We start from the raw sequence: 19,326 nt of genomic DNA, 5'->3' as shown, positions 1-19,326 counted from the left end.
CCAGAATCAATTATCCTCCCGAGACATTTTGTTTTCCTTGGCTCATTTTATTTATAGAATCATGATCTCCACGCTGGAAATACTTCTGATAAATAAAAATGGCAGCCATTAATACTGCACCTATTATGGATGATGTGAGTTCCGGAATGACCAGCAAAACACCCGCTACGACCAGGATGCCTCTTAATAGAAAATGAAGCGGCTTCACCCAATAGCCGATCATCCCTGCCCCTACGCCAATCATTCCAATCGTCGAGCCAATCATAATAATTGCTGCTCCAGTCCAATCCGTATCAATCAAAAGCATTTGCGGAGAGAAAACAAAAACATATGGAATGATAAATGCTGCAATTGCCAGGCGTGTAGCTTCAAAGCCTGTTTTTAATGGATCACTTTTTCCAATCCCAGCAGCAGCAAAAGCAGCCAACGCTACCGGAGGCGTAATATCAGCTAATATGCCAAAATAAAATACAAACATATGCGCCGCCAGTAATGGAAATCCTAATTCAACCAATACTGGAGCAGCTATTGTAGAAGTAATAACATAGTTGGCAGTCGTTGGAACACCCATTCCAAGTATTAAACTGGCAACCATCGTCATCAGTAATGTTATAAAAATATCGCCCCCAGCAAGATCGATAAGTCCATTTGCAAACTTCAATCCGATTCCTGTCAGTACGATAACTCCAACAATCATCCCCGCAGCCGCACATGCAATTGCAACACCCAAGGCAGCACGCGCTCCGGTTTCAAGTGCTTCAATAAGCCCTTTTATCGTTAAACGCTTTTCTCCCGGCTGAAGAAAGCCGACTAAAATTGCAATGAAAAGTCCGTATAACGCAGCTCGCATTGGGCTTAACCCGCTGCTTAGAAAATAGATGATAGCAACGATGGGAACGAGCAAGTACAGCCTGGCAACCACATTTTTAATTGATGGAAGCTCTTCTTTCGTTAAACCGCGAAGCCCCAGCCTTTTCGCTTCATAGTGAGTCATAATCCACACACCGACGAAGTATAATATGGCTGGAATGGCTGCCGCCTTTACAATCTCCCAATAGGGAATGCCAGTAAATTCAGCCATAAGAAAGGCTGCCGCTCCCATGACAGGAGGCATAATCTGACCACCAGTTGAAGACGTAGCCTCGACTGCTCCTGCAAACTCCTTTCGATAGCCTAAACGCTTCATTAGAGGGATCGTGAATGCACCCGATGTTACAACATTGGCAACAGAGCTGCCGCTTATCGTTCCTTGCAAAGCACTAGAGAAAATCGTTACCTTTGCAGGTCCGCCGCTTGCGCGCCCGGCAATAACCAGGGCAAGGTCATTGAAATATTCACCAACCCCTGTTCGATCAAGGATTGCCCCAAAAAGGACAAATAAGAAGATAAAGGTTGCAGAAACAGCAAGCGGAGTACCAAAAATTCCTTCGGTTGTAAAATACATATGTGAAAATAGCCGTTCATAGCTTATACCGCCATGTCTTAAGAAAGAGGGAAAATAAGGGCCCAGTATCGCATAAATGAGAAAAACACCAACAATAATGGTAATAGGCTTACCTACAACTCGCCGAGAGCCTTCTAAAACCAATAGAATCGCAAGCGCCCCAACAGTTAAATCGAGAGTAGTAGGATTACCGATTCGCCTTACAAGCTCGTCGAAAAACAACAGCCAATACAATCCGACAAATATTCCGGTTAGCGCAAGGGCTATATCCAGGATTGGTATCTTTGTTTCACCGATTTTCTTTTTTGTATAGGGGAACAAAAGAAAAATCAAGCCCAGCACGAACGCTAAATGGATCGATCGTTGAAGCTGTGAACTTAGTCCCCCTATCATTCCGGTATAAATATGAAATAATGAAAAGGAGACAGCAATAAGTATAATAATTTTATTTGCTATTCCGCTTAAATTTCTCGTGCCTGCTTCCGGATCATACTCAGCAAGTAAATCCTTAAGTTCTTGATGTGTTAGTGTATTTTCTTCTTGCAACTTCTCCTTAGACACTATGTAATAACCTCCTTAAAAAATGCCATGATTTGATTTTCCCTTGTAACAGAAAATCGCAAAGAGGTACCCGGTTTACTTAAGTCCTTTAAAGGAATCATTTTCCCCTTAAATAAAAGAGTATGATTGGCAATAACTTGTCCAATAAACACATCGATAGACGGCACATGCCGATCAATGTTTTCAATGATTACTTTACCGTTTTCCGTTCTCATTGTTTGATCCTGTTGAACATCAAAAGGAAGACCTGCCCCAAATGATTCAAAAATCGTTGAATCAATGACCAGATCGTCTTTGCCAATTCGGATTATTTCATCTACTTCTGTTTTTTCAACAGAATGAATAAATCGAATGGTGAATAAATCCCCCTCTGTTACAGAACGGCTCCATAAGATTTTATTCGTTTCATTTGATGTAATGGTTAGCACCTGAGTTTGCTTTAAATTTGTCAGCAGTAAAACAATTATGACAAATAAAGAAAATAAAAGAAGTTTCCTCATTAGATATATACAAGGGAGCTAAAAAGCTCCCTTGTAAAGGCCCCCTTACTGACTAATTCCTTCTTCATCAAAATACTTTTGTGCACCTGGATGAAGTGGAATAGTCAATCCATCAAGTGCTTTTTCCAATGTGATTTCCTTCGCCTTCTCATGCTTAGAGCCAAGGGTGTCTAAATTATCGTAAATTGCTTTTGTTATGTCATAAACATCATCTTCACTTAAATCGCTGTTAACCGTTAAAGCCGCCAAAACAGCAACCGTTTTTGCATCCTCATCCTGTCCATCGTAAGATCCTGCAGGAACTACTTCATCAATAAAGAATGGATATTTTTCTTTTAGCGCTGCAATGACTTCATCATCTATACTTATAACGCGAACCCCTTTTGTTACAGCAATATCTGATACAGAAGCATTCGGGACTCCAGATGTGACAAACATAGCGTCGATAAGTCCATCTTTAAAACTATCTGCAGAATCGGCATATGATTTTAATTCTTCTTCAATGTCATCATAAGTTAAGCCTGCAGCCTCCAAAATTTGAACACTGTTAGCCTCATTACCACTTCCTGGAGCTCCAACAGAAACCTTCTTGCCCTTTAAATCCTCAACTGATTGAATATCACTATCCGCAGCTACTACAAGCTGGATAATTTCAGGATATAATGTTGAAATACCACTGATTCCCTCTAACTTTTCATCAAAAACCTCTATACCATTTACTGCATAATCTGCAATATCATTCTGTGTAAAAGCAATTTGCACATCACCTTTTGATAAGAGCTGCATATTTTCTACTGACGCCCCTGTTACCTGAGCAGTAGCAGTAATACCCAATTCCTCCTCTAAAATCTGTGCGATTCCACCGCCTATTGGATAATAAACACCACCCGTACCTCCTGTTGCAATCGTGGCAAGATCAAGCCCTGCCTCTGCCTCTGTTTCTGATCCCGATCCTGAACCAGAGTCAGAAGGAGATGAACAGCCCGCAATGACAAGCACAAATAAAGACATTAAAGTAATTAATCCTTTTTTCATATGTACAAAGCCCCCCGTTTACCTATTTTTTATAATTTTCAATCTATTATAATAAAACACGTAAAAGGTTGGTTGTCAATTCAAAAAAATATTTCATTGACTGTGAGGTAGGACTCAAGAGATCTCATTTAGTTCCAAAACAACAATTATTTTAGATGTTATTTTACGTAGGTTAATAGTCCTAAATAATTGATTTTTCTCCTGTGTAGCAGTGAGTAGAACTATCATATTCACCTATGGAAAAAACATGAAATATCGAAGAAAAGTGGTATTATAACACAACTCCTTTAAATTACGCTTCATACTTATAAAGGTTAGTTTTAATTTTTCAAACACTATGATCATAACAATCTCTGTAAAATCCCCTTATATCTCCTCTTATTAGAATATTTGCTGCTAAAACGTAAATTTGCGCAATAAAAAAGCATGCAGAAATTTCTCTGCATACTCTCTCTTTTAAAATACAATTGTCTTATTACCGTCCACGATAATACGGTCCTCAAGATGCCATTTAACGGCACGGGCAAGGACGCTTCGCTCGATAGAGCGGCCGATTTTTTTCAATGCTGCAATATCGTCTCGGTGATCCACTCTCATTATGTCTTGTTCGATAATCGGGCCTTCATCAAGATCGTTGGTTACGTAATGTGATGTTGCACCGATCAGCTTTACACCTCTTTGATAAGCACGGTCATAAGGTCTTGCACCAACAAAAGCCGGCAAGAATGAGTGGTGAATATTGATGATCCGCTTCGGATTAGCTTCTACAAATTTAGGCGTTAAAATTTGCATATAACGAGCCAAAACAATAAGGTCAATTTCATATTCCTGCAGCAATTGAAGCTGCTTAGCCTCTACTTCATTTCGGTTTTCTTTGCTAGCAGGAATGTAATGAAATGGAATTCCTAATCCTTCTACAATCTCTCTTGAATCCTCATGATTACTGATCACGACAGCTAATTCTGTCATTAGATCACCATTTTGCCATTCCCACAGAAGCTCACGAAGACAGTGAAGCTCTTTTGAAACAAAGATAGCGGTCTTCTTCATTTCAGAAGCGAATGTTATTTTCCAATCCATATTGAAGTTTTCAGCAACCGCTTCAAAAGACAGTTTGATTTCTTCCTTTTTGGATTGAAGATCCGGACATTCAAATTCAATTCGAATGAAGAAATCTCCACCTTCCGGATCGGTAGAATACTGGCTGGATTCGATTATATTGGCATTGTACTGGAATAAAAACCTTGATACCGTCGCCACAATGCCCGGCTTATCAGGGCAATTGATTAATAAACAGCCTCTATTTTTTCTATTTTCTTTAAAATCATTAAGCTGGTCCTGAATATATGTACTCATGACAACCTCCCTCTTGATGTTATGGCATATAGATAAAAGTCAATAACCTACATAGTATGCCAAAAAGGAGATTAAATAAAGAATTTTCACTTAGTATTTCTGAATAAATTCAAGCAACAGTACTTATTTTCCTAATTAAAAGACTCCCTTAAGTTAACCTGTTGGTTTCCGCTTCAGGCGCTCCTCGGCGCTAATGCTCCTGTCGGGTCTCCCATTGACTCGCTTATACCGCAGGAGTCTCACGCCTTTCTCTCCCATCAGCATCATGCCAATTTCAACAATCACCTTTAATATATCGCCAAATTAAAAACGAAGAAACTCCGAATAGGTAGTTTCTTCGCTAATCAAATCAATTATGTTGCAGAAGTAGTCATCAAGAGTATGTATCGTCTCCGATGATTCTAAAATGATGATTAACTTCTCACCATACCGTGTGGATCGATTACAAATTTTTTCGATGCCCCGCCATCAAACTCTCGATATCCCGCAGGAGCATCATTAAGAGAAATGACTGTCGCATTTACTGCTTTTGCAATTTGAGCTCTTCCACTCAAAATTGCAGACATTAGATCACGATGGTACTTCATAACTGGGGTTTGTCCCGTTACAAACGTATGAGCTTTTGCCCAGCCTAGGCCAAGACGGATTTTCAGCGTACCTTCCTGAGCATCTGCATCAATTCCACCTGGATCGCCTGTTACGTATAGTCCAGGAATACCCAATCGTCCACCTGCACGTGTAATACCCATAATGGAGTTTAACACTGTAGCTGGAGCTTCTTGGGCACCTTGCCCGTGTGCACTTGCTTCAAATCCCACAGCATCGATTGCACAGTCCACTTCAGGCACACCCAAAATTTGTTCAATTTGCTCTCCAATGTTGGCATGGTCACGCAGGTTAATCGTTTCACAGCCAAAGCTTCTAGCCTGTGCCAAACGCTCTTCAATCAGATCTCCAACGATTACGACAGAAGCACCAAGTAATTGTGCCGAGTGCGCTGCAGCCAATCCTACAGGGCCTGCACCGGCTACATAAACCGTTGATCCCGGTCTAACTCCCGCACTCACAGCTCCATGATAGCCTGTTGGGAAAATATCAGAAAGCATTGTTAAGTCACGAATTTTTTCCATTGCTTGATCTTTGTCAGGGAATTTTAACAGCTGGAAGTCTGCATAAGGAACCATCACATACTCAGATTGTCCTCCAACCCATCCTCCCATGTCTACATATCCATAAGCTGAACCCGGACGATCCGGATTTACGTTTTCACAAATATGTGTATCTCTTTCTTTACAGCTTCTGCATCGTCCACATGCAATGTTAAAGGGAACGGAAACCAAGTCGCCCTTTTTAATAAATTCAACATCGCTGCCAACTTCAATAACTTCTCCAGTGATCTCATGGCCCAGAACCAGCCCGCTTGGTGCCGTTGTTCTTCCTCGTACCATGTGCTGGTCACTGCCACAGATATTCGTGGTCACAACTTTCAGGATAACTCCATGGTTACACTTCCGGCCAACGTTCAAAGGATTAACCCCTGGTCCATCACGAAGAACTAAATCCGGAAAACTAATGTCCTGTACTTCTACTTCACCTGGTTTCGAAAAGATTACTGCGCGGTTACCTGCCAATCAAATCACTCCCCCTGAAGAATAGTTAGCGAACGACTATTGTAAGCGTTGTCATTCCATATTAATTATATCATCTATTCTAAATAGTTCAATAACTATAATTCTATTTTACTAAAATAGTAAATAGCAACCATGTATGACAAAACGTTGAAAAGTCAATCCATAATCAAACTTTTCTCATATGTTTGAAATCTAGTTAATTACATTTTTTTCAATGCAAAACACTTGAAAATTTTAGTGTTTGGGACAACAATAGATAGTGTATACGCTTTCAACTTTACCAATCGAAAGGAAGAAAAATATGAAAAAACTAATCAATCATCCATCAGATGTTGTACTAGAGATGGTACAAGGGATTGTAGCGGCTTATCCAAATGAGGTGGAATTGCTTCCAGACACAACCGTCATTGTGAGAAAGCAGAAGACGAACGGAAAAGTTGGTATTGTAAGCGGTGGCGGAAGCGGTCATGAGCCAGCTCATGCTGGGTATGTCGGGAAGGGTATGTTAGATGCCGCTGTAGCAGGAGAAGCATTCACATCCCCTGGTCCCGATCAAGTTTTAGAAGCCATTAAAGCAGCTGATTCAGGAGCAGGCGTTCTCCTCGTTATTAAAAACTATAGCGGAGACGTAATGAATTTTGAAATGGCGGCTGAGTTAGCAGAAGCAGAAGGAATCACCGTAGAAAAAGTCATTGTAAATGACGACGTAGCGGTTGAAGATAGCACCTATACAACAGGCAGACGAGGAATTGCCGGGACCATTTTTGTACACAAGATTGCGGGTGCCCTCGCCGAAACAGGCGCCTCGTTGCAGGAGGTACATGCAGCAGCAGAAAAAGTTGTGCAGCAGGTTCGCTCCATGGGTATGGCTTTATCACCATGTATTGTTCCCGGAAACGGCAAACCAAGCTTTGTTCTTGGCGACAATGAGATGGAAATGGGGATGGGGATTCATGGAGAGCCCGGATTAGAGCGTGAAGAATTAAAATCAGCGGATGAGGTTGCTGAAAAGCTGCTTCAGCCAATTTTGGAAGAAGGAGTGTTTAAAACAGGCGATCATGTAGCCGTAATGGTAAATGGACTTGGCGCAACACCGCTAATGGAATTATATATTGTAAACAGAAAAATCCAGGAGCTGCTAAAAGAAAAAGGACTTCATATGACAAAAACGTATGTTGGCAATTATATGACTGCTTTTGAAATGGCTGGATGCTCTCTAACATTGCTCCGGTTAGATGATCAGCTATATGAATTATTGCAGGCGCCTTGCGATGCACCAGGATTTTAAAACATGTCTGTTGATTTTCGCTCCAGGCGCACGCTTTCCGCGATGAGGGCGGTGAGCCTCCCAGGTCGCAGACGCACCTGCTTGAGTCTCACCTGTCCCGCTTCAGCCCGCAGGAGTCTCGTGTATCCGTTCCAATCAACGCTGTGCAAAAATCAACAATGAACTTTAATATAGCTAAGCTTAAAAACTACTTGATTAACAAAGAGAATAGAAGGTGCTTACGATGAATCTAACGACACAAGAAACGATTCAATGGATTGAACGAGCTAATAGCGTTTTTCAAGAAAAGAAGGATGAATTAACAGAACTCGATCAAGTAATTGGAGACGGCGACCACGGCATCAATATGGCAAGAGGATTCCAAGCGGCAGCAGAAAAACTGCAAGCTGGTTCATATGCCACGCCAAGCGATGCATTAAAAGATGCAGCCATGACCCTTTTATCCAAAATTGGCGGAGCTTCCGGGCCCCTCTACGGATCCGCTTTTCTAAAGCTTTCCTCCTCTACAAAAGGTGCAGAGACCATCTCATTCGACCAATTCAAAGAGGCGATGAGTGAAGCGACGGACTCACTAAAAATGCGCGGGAAAGCGGAAGAATCAGATAAAACGATGATCGATGTCTGGGGACCTTTTACAGCGTATCTGCAAGTTCAATCCGATGTACAGCCAGATGAATGGATTGAAAAGCTGGCGGATGCAAAGGAAAAAACCAAAGATATGCAGGCAAACAAAGGCCGTGCAGCGTATTATAAGGAAAAATCCGTCGGGCATATGGATGCTGGAGCTGCTTCAACTTACTATCTATTCGCTGCATTAGCCGAGATTTTAAAGGAGCGTGGCGAATAAATGAGCGCAGTAGGAATTGTCCTTATTTCCCACAGTGATAAAATTGCCGAAGGGCTTTACGAGCTGCTACGTCAAGTAGAACAGAACGTTGCCATTGAATTGGCTGGCGGTACAGATGAGGGAGGCATTGGAACAAGCCTTGACAAAATCCTGCAAGCAATAGAAAAAGCAGATTCCGGCGAAGGCGTCTTACTGTTTTACGATCTAGGATCTGCAAAGATGAACGCTGAGCTTGCGATCGAGTTAGCAGGAAAGGATAACGCCTATCTCGTTGAGGCTCCACTGATAGAAGGTGCTTATATAGGCACGGTTGAAGCAGGTATCGGGAAACGGCTGCACGATATCATAGAAGGAATTCAAAAGCAGTTCACTGTAATAAATGAATAATTGAAATAGACAAAAAGACACATCTTCTAGAGATATGTCTTTTTGTCTTATGGCAAGCACCTGTCCCCTATTAGGCAGGCACTTCACTTCTATTGAAAAGCTCTGAATCATTATTAATCGAATAGACTTGCAACAAGGCTGACAAGAATGCCAACGATCGCAAAGTCAGAATCACCAAAAGTTGTATTTTCAAATCCTAATGTTCCTAAAAGGGGCAGCAAAATAGCTGGAAGGAAACTGATTAAGATCCCATTGGCAACTGCTCCAAGGATTGCTCCGCGCCTTCCACCAGTCGCATTTCCAAACACGCCTGCTGCTGCACCAGTAAAGAAGTGCGGCACCAGTCCGGGAACAATGATTTTTAAACCGAATAATGGGAGTAAAAACATAGAAATAATTCCTGCTAAAAAGCTGGCCAAGAACCCGATAATGACAGCGTTTGGTGCAAATGGAAAGACTGTTGGACAATCTAATGCAGGCTTGGCATTTGGTACCAGCTTATCTGCAATTCCTTTAAATGCTGGAACAATTTCTGAAATCAGCATTCTTACACCTGCAAGGACAATGTAAACACCTGCAGCAAACGTAATCGCTTGAATGAGTGAAAATACAATGAAGTTAGAACCAGCAGAAAGCTCACTCTCGATATAAGATTGACCTGCAAATAAAGCCACAACAATAAAGATGATTGTCATGGTAAGAGATACAGCTACTGAAGTGTCACGCAAAAAACCAAGCTGTTTAGGAACTTTAATTTGTTCCGTTGTTTTTTCTTTATTTCCGAAATATTTGCCTATCGTTCCTGCAACAAAATAACCGACAGAACCAAAGTGACCAATTGCAAAATCATCACTTCCTGTAATTTGACGCACATAAGGCTGCACCAAAGCAGGGAATAAAACCATACAAAGTCCAAGTAAAATGGAGCCTACAACTACGAGCATAAAACCATCTAATCCGCCAACAGAAAGAGTTGCTGCTAAGAGACACGCCATAAATAAGGTGTGGTGACCTGTTAAAAAAATATACTTAAATTTTGTAATTCGAGCAAAAATAATGTTTGCAATCATTCCAAAAACCATAATCATGGCTGTTTCTGTGCCAAATGCATCTTGAGCCACTGCCACAATCGCTTCATTATTCGGAATTACGCCATCAATGGAAAATGCATGATCAAACATCCTCCCGAAGATTGTTAAAGCCCCGATGATTACTCCTGCTCCAGCTCCGATGATGACAAAGCCCATGATTGTTTTTAATGTACCCGATATGATTGAGGATGCATCCTTTTTCTGAAGTAAAAGACCAATAAGAGCAAATAATCCAACTAATATTGCAGGCGTTGCAAGAATGTCATTCATTAGAATATCCAACACTAAAACCGACCCCCTTTTCCTATTGAACTTTATTTGGTAAGCAAATTAAAGGTAACCATCAATTTTTAATTTAATCTCCTCGATGTTCATCATGTTTTCTAATCCGACAATTGTTCGAACGCCATCGTCTAAATTCTCCAAAAGATCCTGTGCAACGACAAAAATATCTGCTTCTGCTGTACGCGCTGTTGTAAGATCTGTATGATCTACCTCTGCTTCTTTGCCCAGCTGATCTAACGCTTTTTTGACATTAAGCTCCATAATAAAGCTTGATCCTAAGCCATTACCGCAAACCACCATTATTTTTTTCATGTTGATTCCTCCTCAGAAAATTTTATTAAAATGGAATTCACTTCATTCATATCTGTAGAACTTTTTAATTTCTCTATACTTTGTTCATCACTTAGCAGGTAAGTCAGCTGTGATAACGCCTTAAGGTGCGTTGTTTGATCAACTGCGGACAAAACAAATAATAATTGAACATTTTTTTCTTTAGGAAAAAGGACTGGCTTTTCAAGTCTTAAATAACTCATTCCAATCTCAACTGCACCGTCTTCTGGTCTTGCATGCGGAACCGCTACACCAGGCATAAGAACAATGTAAGGACCAAATTCATTCACGTTATCAATCATGGCATTTATATACGATTCTTTTATTTTGTTTGCTTTAAGCAGCGGCTGAGCAGCGAGCTGAATTGCTTCTTCCCATGTATGGACCTCGTCATGAAAAGATATTGAGTCCTTTGTTATAAGTTCATTCAGCATTGGCTGATACTCCCTCCTTGCATCATTTTTTTCTTTTGGCCATATTAGTTGCTCAAGCTCTTGATGAAGCTGTTTTTCTTCATGCACTGTTGAGAATTTCTTTACAATATCGACAATTCCCTTCAGTGTAAATTCATGCCCAATTCCTCTATTCATCCCCGTCCTCACTTGATGCAAAAGGGCATTGCGTTCTGATTGCTGCGGGAAAGGATCCACTAGATAAAACATTTTTTCTGTAAGTATGGGAACAGTAGAAAAAATGATATCTACAAACGGCTCATGTTTTTTTAAATCCCGTATCGCGATGGGCGGAAGAAAAAAGAGATCCGGAAACATTTTCTGCAGCGTACCATGAAGCATCTGTGAAACGCTTGTTCCGCTTGGACAAATGACAATTGCTTGTTTTCTATTTTCAAAATCACTGCCCTGGCTCTGCAAACTGCTTCCAAAATAAATTGTCCAATAAATTTTCTCTTCGTCCGGGATGTCAGTACCCAGCCATTTCTCAAATGATTGTATGGCACGACTTGTAAGAACATGAAGAGCATGTTTATCACTTTCGACAATATGAACTAAATCATTGAATACAGGGACTCCATGCTTAATACGATACACCGCTGGTTTGACATGCAAATAAAGCTTCTCTAAAAGAACTTCTCGATTTTGAAACTTTATGCAGCTTAGACGTTCAAATTCTTCTACAACTTTTCTGATCTCTTCTTTCATCTCTGAATCATTTGGTTCTAAATTAGATGCTTCTAAAAGATTGGCACTTTCAAGAGATAACATAACAATAGGCCAAGCTGCTTTTCGATTAGGCACAAGAATTTTCATTGCATCAATTAATACTCTATTTTGAGTAGACGCAGGTGGTAAAATGGGTTGTTCATCATGCAAAAAGCTTTTTTCTACCATTTGTTCCAGCAGGTTACTGAACACCGATAGCAATAGCAATTGATCATCTGTAAAACGTTTTCCGATCAAGCGTTCCACTTTTTTCACTTTTTCTAAATCATCTTCAATCGCAGGCAGAGGGTTCACACATATCTCTTGCAGAAGCTCCCGATATGATGATAATTTCAGTACCTGTCGCACTACTCTATAAAGGAACTTGTGAATCGCAAATGAGTCCCCTGAAAAACAGTAACCTTTTATTCGAGAATAAATAAATTCTACATTGGCGTGAGCTGCCACTTTTTTAAAGCTTTTTAAGTCTTGAATAGCCGTGTTTCGTGATACCCTAAGCAGACCTTGATAATGTAATAGAGACAGTTCTTCATTAGAGATGGCTGTATAAAGAGCAATGATGAGAATTCGTTCATTTTCATTCCATATCACTTGGCTGGGAGTCAACTTTTTCACAGCCTGTATAATTGGTACACGATCAGAGATAATCAGCCGCTGTTTTTCGTATCGAACAGGATCAATATTTTCAGATTCCAGCCAAACATTTATACGGTCAAGCTCATAATGAATGACTCTTTAGGAATACTGCAGTGTCTGTTCAAGTCCGTCTATTGTTAAATTGCTGGAGTATATCAGTCGATTGAGAATCGTTCGTCCTCGTTCTGTTAGATACATATTCGCTCCTCCCCTTGCTTTCTATTCTACTCTCTTTATTGTTATTTTTGTAACCGGTTTCAATCCAGTTATTGTTGGTCTTCTGTTCACAAATTGGATTTAATAAATATCTTTTACAAAATAATGCTGTTGATTAAGTATTTCATTCTGGCAAAATGCTATTTTTTCCACTAGGCTTAATCGTATGTATTGAAAATACCATACATATTTAAATTTTCTAATATTTTCCGATATTAATGACAACTACTTAAAATGAATTTCAATTTCGGCAGTCTATTAGTTCAAAAAAAGAATGGAGTCCATTACATGTTTACATACACATTTTTTAAAAACACAAGAAGAATCATTTATATTGTGTTAGCAATCGCTTTTATATTAGATGCAAAAGACGAAAGCATACTCAGACTCAATCTTGTCCCTGAAGGAATTGATGAAGTTTATAACAATGGACTCTTACTTTTTTTAGGACTGCTTATTTTTATGATTTTTGTTATCGAAAGAATAATGGAACGAATCGTAAAAGCAAATGAAGCAAGCTACCTTCATTTGCTTGATTTTTCTCCTGACCCTATTTGGGTTCACCAAAACAAGGAGATCATTTTTATCAACGGATCAGGTGTAAAGGTACTTGGAGCAGCACACCGGGAAGAATTAATAGGTAGAAATATTATGGATTTATTATCACCTGCTGACCATAACCATGCAAAAAACAATATTAATAAAGCGATGCTGACAAATGATGCCTTGTTTACGGCAGAATGTCAGATGATTTCACTAACAGGAGAACAATTAACAGTAGAATTGCGATTTAAACAGATTTATTTTAAGGGAAAAAAAGCGATCATGACGATTGTTAGAGATATTACCCAAAGGAATGAATTAGAACAAATCATGTATCAAATGGCGTATCAGGATGAATTAACCAGCCTCCCCAACAGAAGAGCGTTTATTAACGATTTAGATTCAGTTATGATTTCTGCTAATAAAAAGAATTCCATGTTTGCCATCCTATTTATTGATATGGATCGTTTCAAAACAATTAATGATACATTAGGGCATAAAGCTGGGGATTTATTATTACAGTTATTCACAAAACGTTTAAGAGAATTTGCAAATTCCGCTGAATATGACTTCAACACTTATCGATTGAGCGGGGATGAATTCACTATTTTGATACCTAATGTTAAAAAAGATGAAGATGTACTCCATACAGCCGGCCGTATCTTTGAACACTTTAAAAAGCCAGTTGAGATCGAAAACCGCGATATTTATATATCTCTTAGTATCGGTATTTCCATTTATCCCGTTCATGGACTGAATATCGACACCCTGCTAAAGCGGGCAGATATGGCTATGTACTCCGCTAAAAATCAAGGCAATAACGCCATCATTTATAATGACCTCATGGAGGAAAGGCTTTAAGACAGATTAGCGATTGAAACTGAAATGCTGATTGCAATTGAGCACAACAAATTTGAGTTGGTCTAGCAGCCAAAAATAAACAGCCTGACAAATCAGATCAGTGGTGTTGAAGCTCTCATTCGCTGGAACAATAAAAATCTTGGTTTCATTCCATTTTCAAAATTCATGCCTATTGCAGAAGAAACAGGGAACATTATTCTAATCGGAAAATCGGTGCTGGAAACAGCCTGCAAGGAAGTGAAAAAGCGGGAAATAGAAGAGGATATTTCTCTTCAAGTGTCTGTAAACATATCTCCCCGGCAATTAGAACAAGACAGCTTCGTAGACGTCGTTTCAACGATATTCAACGAAAAAAATCTGGATCCTGGGTTATTGGAATTAGAAATAACAGAGGGAGCAATGATGCATGAAGTAGATAAGAGTATTCAAATTCTATTCAAGCTTAGAAAACTAGGCATATCTATTTCAATCGATGATTTTGGGACGGGGGTTTCTTCCTTGAATTACATTAGCCAATTACCCGTAGATATGTTGAAAATTGATCAGTCCTTTGTGTAAAACCTTCACAATAGAGAAAGCCAATCCATCATAACTGCTATTATCTCAATGGCTAAAAGCATCAACCTTAGTGTAATAGCCGAAGGGGCAGAAACGGAAGAACAAGCACAGCACTTACAAAAAAATGGCTGCGATCAAATGCAAGGTTATCTGTTTAGCATACGTCTTTCGGCAAATCAATTAATTAATTTCGTTAAGGATAATGATCCTGTTCAAGATAAATCTAACGAATACAGCAATATGAAATAAGCCATTCATTGCCTTCCTAGGAAAAGTGAAGTGTACTACTAATAATGTAAACCACAAAAATGGCCTGGTCACAAGACCAGGCCATTTTTTAAAAGTTATGCTTTTTGGAATTGTTCCGTTTCCGTTGAACCTGACAGCGCGGTTGTCGAGGAAGTTCCGCCAGTGATAACCATGGATACTTCGTCAAAGTAGCCGGTACCTACTTCGCGCTGATGGCGTGTTGCTGTGTAGCCATTTTCTTCAGATGCAAATTCGGCCTCTTGAAGCTCAGAATACGCGGCCATCCCTCTTTCTTTATAGCCGCGAGCCAGTTCAAACATGCCATGATTCAATGCGTGGAAGCCAGCAAGTGTAACGAACTGGAATTTGTAGCCCATCTCGCCAAGCTGATTTTGGAAGGAGGCGATCGTTTCTTGATCGAGTTTTTTCTTCCAGTTAAAGGACGGAGAGCAGTTATAGGCCAAAAGCTTTCCAGGGAATTTTTCATGAATCGCTTCTGCAAAACGTCTTGCTTCATCAATATTCGGTTCCGATGTTTCACACCAGATCATATCCGCATATGGGGCGTATGCAAGTCCCCGTGCAATGGCCTGGTCAAGCCCATCGTTTGTGCGGAAGAAGCCTTCAGCCGTTCTCTCTCCAGTAATGAAAGGCTGATCGTATGGGTCAACATCACTCGTGATCAAATCCGCTGCGTTCGCGTCCGTCCTAGCAATAATAATCGTTGGTACACCCATTACATCAGCAGCAAGTCGTGCTGAGATTAGATTTTTCACTGCAGTCTGTGTTGGCAGCAATACCTTCCCGCCAAGATGGCCGCATTTTTTCTCCGAGGAAAGCTGATCTTCTAAATGAACCCCCCCTGCCCCTGCTTCAATCATTGATTTTGTCAGTTCAAATACATTTAAATTCCCGCCAAAACCCGCTTCCATATCCGCTACGATAGGAGCATACCAATATGTATCTCCTTTACCCTCCGCTTGCTGAATTTGATCTGCTCTTTGAAGGGTTTGATTAATTCGTTTTACTACCTGCGGTACGCTATTAGCAGGATATAGACTCTGGTCAGGATACATATTTCCTGATAGATTGGCATCAGCTGCTACTTGCCAGCCGCTAAGATAAATAGCTTTTAGACCCGCTTTAACTTGCTGCATTGCTTGGTTGCCAGTTAACGCGCCGAGTGCATTTACATAATCATCCGTATTTACAAGCTCCCAAAGTCTTTCAGATCCCATGCGAGCCAGTGTTTGCTCTATGACAACAGAGCCTCTAAGCCTAATTACATCCTCTGCACTGTATGGGCGTTCAACCCCATTCCAACGATCTGCTTTCCAGCTTTCTGCTAGTTGCTGCGCTTGCTCTTGACGATTTGTCATATTCATCTCTCCCTTGTTTTTATTTATCCCATCACCCATTGGCTGCTATAGAGAACCACTCCCCTGTTATATACTAATAAATTAAATTTATGTTGTTGTATAACAGAAGGGACAAAAAAATTAATCGATATCCGCACAACACTCAAGAGCTTCTTTAAAAGTTGAATGATCAACCCCGCATGCACGGCACATATTCGTTGCATCAGACTCATTTTTCTTGCGGAAAACAACCACGTTTGATACTTCCTCAGTAATAATTTCCAATGATCCGGTTTCAGTAGAAGTTAAGGTCATCGCTTCATCACCATAAACAAAAAGCGTTCCCGACAGCTCCTGGCTCGTTTTCCCTGAAATTACATTTTGCACAATCCATTTTTCAATCAATTCCTTGCCCGTTGTTTGATGTGTTTGCATGTCTACCAGCTCCCATTTGTTTGATAACACTAATATATAACAGTGTTTTGTTTTATGCAACTGTTATAAAACAGTTGCATATATATAAATAACCCTGTAAATCTTCTTATTTCTCTCTATATCTCTCGTTTTCTAATTATTATAAAATTTCAAATTGTTTTCTTGCTTTAAAAATGGCTTTGTTAAATGTGTCTGTTTATTTCCGCTCCAATCAACGCTGTGCAAAATCAACAATGAACTTTAACAAAGCATTAAAATTAAAACAGTTTGACTGCAATGCGTACCAAAAAGCTTGTCACACAAAAAAGAGGCTGCCCCCAAATTGGGACAGCCCCTGCAATTTTAACGTTTTTCCACTAATGCTTTCTCCTTAAATTCCTGACGGCGGCGGTGAAGAATTGGCTCTGTGTAGCCATTCGGCTGCTTTCTTCCTTCAAAAACAAGCTCGCAGGCAGCTTGAAAAGCAATCGAGCTCTCATAGTCGGAAGCCATCGGATGATAGTTCGGATCACCGGCATTTTGCTCGTCAACAACCTTCGCCATTCGTTTCATGGTCGAAAGAACCTGCTCCTCCGTACAAATCCCATGATGCAGCCAGTTTGCCAGATGCTGACTTGAAATCCGAAGCGTTGCACGATCCTCCATCAGCCCGACGTTATGGATATCAGGCACCTTCGAGCACCCGATGCCATGCTCGACCCAGCGCACAACATAACCTAGTATCCCTTGTGCGTTATTATCAAGCTCCTGTTGGATTTCTTGTTCAGACCACCGCCCTTCCGCTAACGGTAATGTGAGAATCTCCTGCTTGCGGTCTTGAATACTTGAGCGAAGCTGTTCCTGTATTTCTGTTACATTTTCCTGATGATAATGAATGGCATGAAGGGTTGCAGCAGTCGGCGAAGGAACCCAGGCCGTATTTCCGCCGGCTTTAAGATGATTCACCTTTTGCTCCAGCATATCTTTCATCCGGTCAGGCATCGCCCACATCCCTTTTCCGATTTGGGCGCGCCCCGGCAAGCCGCTCTTTAATCCGGTATCCACATTTGATTTTTCGTATGCCTGAAGCCAAACAGAAGCTTTCATTTCATCCTTTCGAATCACTGCTCCCGCTTCTATAGACGTATGAATTTCATCTCCTGTACGATCCAGGAAACCAGTATTAATAAACACAATCCGTTCCTTTACTTCACGAATACAGTTTGCCAGATTCAGTGATGTTCTGCGCTCCTCATCCATGACACCGATCTTCAATGTGCTGCGCTGCAGCCCAAGGATATCCTCCACCCGGTTAAATAGCTCATTTGCAAAAGCAACCTCTTCAGAACCATGCATTTTCGGTTTAACAATGTAAACGGATCCTTTTTCTGAGTTGCGAAGACCGCTTCTTCCAAGCAGCTCATGCTTTGCAAGTAAACCTGTAATGACTGTATCCAACATTCCTTCCGGCACTTCTTGACCATCATGATCCAATACCATATTGGAGGTCATTAGGTGACCTACATTCCGCACCAAAAGCAATGAGCGACCGCGAAGACTGATTTCTTCACCTGTATTCGCGTTATAGGTCCGATCACCATTCAGTTTTCGTTCAAGCACCTTATCTCCCTTTTTGAACGTTGCAGATAATGATCCATTCATTAAACCCAGCCAATTTCGATATACAAGCACCTTATCCTCTGCATCGACCGCTGTTACAGAGTCTTCACAGTCCATAATTGTTGTAAGGGCCGATTCAATTAGCAGATCCTTCACACCTGCTGCATCCGTTTTTCCAATAGGATGCTCATGGTCAATTTGAATCTCCACATGGAGACCATGATGCTTTAGCAAAATGGCCGAAGGAAGTTCTTTTTCACCCTGAAACCCAATAAAAGCGTTCTGATCCTGTAAAGATGTCTTCTCTTCATCCTGGTAAACAATCAATCTGTCATCCTCGACAGCATACTTCGTTGCGTCTGCATGAGAACCGGCTGCCAAAGGAGCAATTTCATCTAAAAAAGAGCGGCCAAAGTCCACAACCTTTTGTCCCCTGATAGGATTATAGGCAGCCGTACGTTCCGCTCCATCCTCTTCACTTATGGCATCTGTACCATAGAGCGCATCATACAGACTGCCCCATCTTGCATTGGCGGCATTAATGGCATACCGCGCATTGTTGACCGGAACAACAAGCTGCGGGCCAGCCTGTACAGTTATTTCATCATCAGCATTCGCAGTAGAAATCGTAAACGGTTCACCTTCAGGCTCCCAATAGCCGATTTCTTTCAAATAATCATGATAAGCCTCCTGATTATTTTTCCAATCATGCTGCTTATGCCAATCATCGAGCTGCTGCTGAATGTGATCACGCTTTTCTAACAGCTCTCTATTTCGCGGGGTGAGATCTTGTATAAGCGAACTGACTCCCTGCCAAAAATCCTCACTGGAGACTTCACTCCCGGGTAATGCTTCTCTTTCCAAAAAATGATACAGCTCTTCTGCAATTTGCATTCCTTTTACCTTCGTATAACGCGCCATACTTTATCTCCTCC

Annotated in this window: 15 protein-coding genes and 1 pseudogene; 5 read left to right on the top strand and 11 right to left on the bottom strand. The window is 40.8% G+C overall.

Features of this window, described 5'->3' with window-relative positions; translation table 11 throughout:
* Positions 1-10: 10 nt before the first annotated feature.
* From KP78_RS04100 to fdhA, 5 genes are all read right to left on the bottom strand, one after another.
* Positions 11-2,005 carry a TRAP transporter permease gene (locus tag KP78_RS04100; protein ID WP_235420831.1) on the bottom strand — a complete coding sequence of 665 codons (1,995 nt, stop codon included), beginning with the start codon at positions 2,003-2,005 and terminating at the stop codon, positions 11-13.
* Positions 2,005-2,505, bottom strand: coding sequence for a DUF1850 domain-containing protein (locus KP78_RS04095; protein WP_041086540.1), 501 nt, complete (start codon positions 2,503-2,505; stop codon positions 2,005-2,007). The genes KP78_RS04100 and KP78_RS04095 overlap by 1 nt, the downstream gene beginning before the upstream one ends.
* Positions 2,506-2,550: 45 nt before the next feature.
* Positions 2,551-3,540 (bottom strand): TAXI family TRAP transporter solute-binding subunit, encoded by a 990-nt coding sequence (locus KP78_RS04090; protein ID WP_041086538.1) that lies wholly within the window; start codon positions 3,538-3,540, stop codon positions 2,551-2,553.
* 456 nt (positions 3,541-3,996) lie between these two features.
* Positions 3,997-4,896, bottom strand: a complete 900-nt coding sequence (purU, locus tag KP78_RS04085; RefSeq protein ID WP_041086536.1) for a formyltetrahydrofolate deformylase — start codon at positions 4,894-4,896, stop codon at positions 3,997-3,999.
* Positions 4,897-5,309: 413 nt separating this feature from the next.
* Positions 5,310-6,527 (bottom strand): formaldehyde dehydrogenase, glutathione-independent, encoded by a 1,218-nt coding sequence (fdhA, locus tag KP78_RS04080; RefSeq protein ID WP_041086534.1) that lies wholly within the window; start codon positions 6,525-6,527, stop codon positions 5,310-5,312.
* 301 nt (positions 6,528-6,828) lie between these two features.
* Here fdhA and dhaK point away from each other — a divergent pair, with 301 nt between their 5' ends.
* The 3 genes from dhaK to dhaM all read left to right on the top strand — a co-directional run bounded on the left by dhaK (position 6,829) and on the right by dhaM (position 9,049).
* Positions 6,829-7,815: a dihydroxyacetone kinase subunit DhaK gene (dhaK, locus tag KP78_RS04075; RefSeq protein WP_041086533.1), complete on the top strand. Its 987-nt coding sequence runs from the start codon at positions 6,829-6,831 to the stop codon at positions 7,813-7,815.
* A gap of 223 nt (positions 7,816-8,038) precedes the next feature.
* On the top strand, positions 8,039-8,662 hold the full coding sequence (dhaL, locus tag KP78_RS04070) for a dihydroxyacetone kinase subunit DhaL (RefSeq protein ID WP_041086531.1): 624 nt from the start codon (positions 8,039-8,041) through the stop codon (positions 8,660-8,662).
* The gene (gene dhaM, locus KP78_RS04065; RefSeq protein WP_041086529.1) at positions 8,663-9,049 is read left to right on the top strand and encodes a dihydroxyacetone kinase phosphoryl donor subunit DhaM; all 387 of its coding nucleotides are present in this window, start codon (positions 8,663-8,665) and stop codon (positions 9,047-9,049) included. It begins immediately after the preceding gene.
* A 113-nt stretch (positions 9,050-9,162) separates the two neighbouring features.
* Here the strand turns inward: dhaM and KP78_RS04060 are convergent, their stop codons facing one another.
* The 3 genes from KP78_RS04060 to KP78_RS04050 are packed head-to-tail and all read right to left on the bottom strand — an operon-like array spanning position 9,163 to position 12,551.
* Entirely contained in the window at positions 9,163-10,425 is a 1,263-nt protein-coding gene (locus KP78_RS04060; RefSeq protein ID WP_041086527.1) for a PTS ascorbate transporter subunit IIC, read from the bottom strand.
* Between the two features lie 45 nt (positions 10,426-10,470).
* Positions 10,471-10,737 carry a PTS sugar transporter subunit IIB gene (locus KP78_RS04055; RefSeq protein ID WP_041086525.1) on the bottom strand — a complete coding sequence of 89 codons (267 nt, stop codon included), beginning with the start codon at positions 10,735-10,737 and terminating at the stop codon, positions 10,471-10,473.
* The gene (locus KP78_RS04050; RefSeq protein ID WP_157841439.1) at positions 10,734-12,551 is read right to left on the bottom strand and encodes a BglG family transcription antiterminator; all 1,818 of its coding nucleotides are present in this window, start codon (positions 12,549-12,551) and stop codon (positions 10,734-10,736) included. Before KP78_RS04050 ends, KP78_RS04055 begins: the two co-directional genes overlap by 4 nt.
* Before the next feature lie 525 nt (positions 12,552-13,076).
* Between KP78_RS04050 and KP78_RS18480 the strand changes: the two genes are divergently transcribed.
* Positions 13,077-14,192: a sensor domain-containing diguanylate cyclase gene (locus KP78_RS18480; RefSeq protein ID WP_052474543.1), complete on the top strand. Its 1,116-nt coding sequence runs from the start codon at positions 13,077-13,079 to the stop codon at positions 14,190-14,192.
* 75 nt (positions 14,193-14,267) lie between these two features.
* A pseudogene (locus KP78_RS20525) lies at positions 14,268-14,999 on the top strand (putative bifunctional diguanylate cyclase/phosphodiesterase).
* 95 nt (positions 15,000-15,094) lie between these two features.
* Here KP78_RS20525 and aceA read toward each other — a convergent pair.
* The 3 genes from aceA to KP78_RS04030 form a co-directional block, all read right to left on the bottom strand.
* Complete coding sequence (gene aceA / locus KP78_RS04040; protein ID WP_041086521.1) at positions 15,095-16,378, bottom strand: isocitrate lyase; 1,284 nt, start codon at positions 16,376-16,378, stop codon at positions 15,095-15,097.
* A 120-nt stretch (positions 16,379-16,498) separates the two neighbouring features.
* Positions 16,499-16,792: a hypothetical protein gene (locus tag KP78_RS04035; RefSeq protein WP_041086520.1), complete on the bottom strand. Its 294-nt coding sequence runs from the start codon at positions 16,790-16,792 to the stop codon at positions 16,499-16,501.
* Between the two features lie 342 nt (positions 16,793-17,134).
* Positions 17,135-19,312 carry a malate synthase G gene (locus tag KP78_RS04030; RefSeq protein ID WP_041086518.1) on the bottom strand — a complete coding sequence of 726 codons (2,178 nt, stop codon included), beginning with the start codon at positions 19,310-19,312 and terminating at the stop codon, positions 17,135-17,137.
* Positions 19,313-19,326: the final 14 nt, after the last annotated feature.

The organism is Jeotgalibacillus soli, from assembly GCF_000829435.1.
GTDB classification, from domain to species: domain Bacteria; phylum Bacillota; class Bacilli; order Bacillales; family Jeotgalibacillaceae; genus Jeotgalibacillus; species Jeotgalibacillus soli.
Note: the sequence above shows the minus strand (reverse complement) of the source record. Positions and strands in the feature narration are given on the sequence as shown.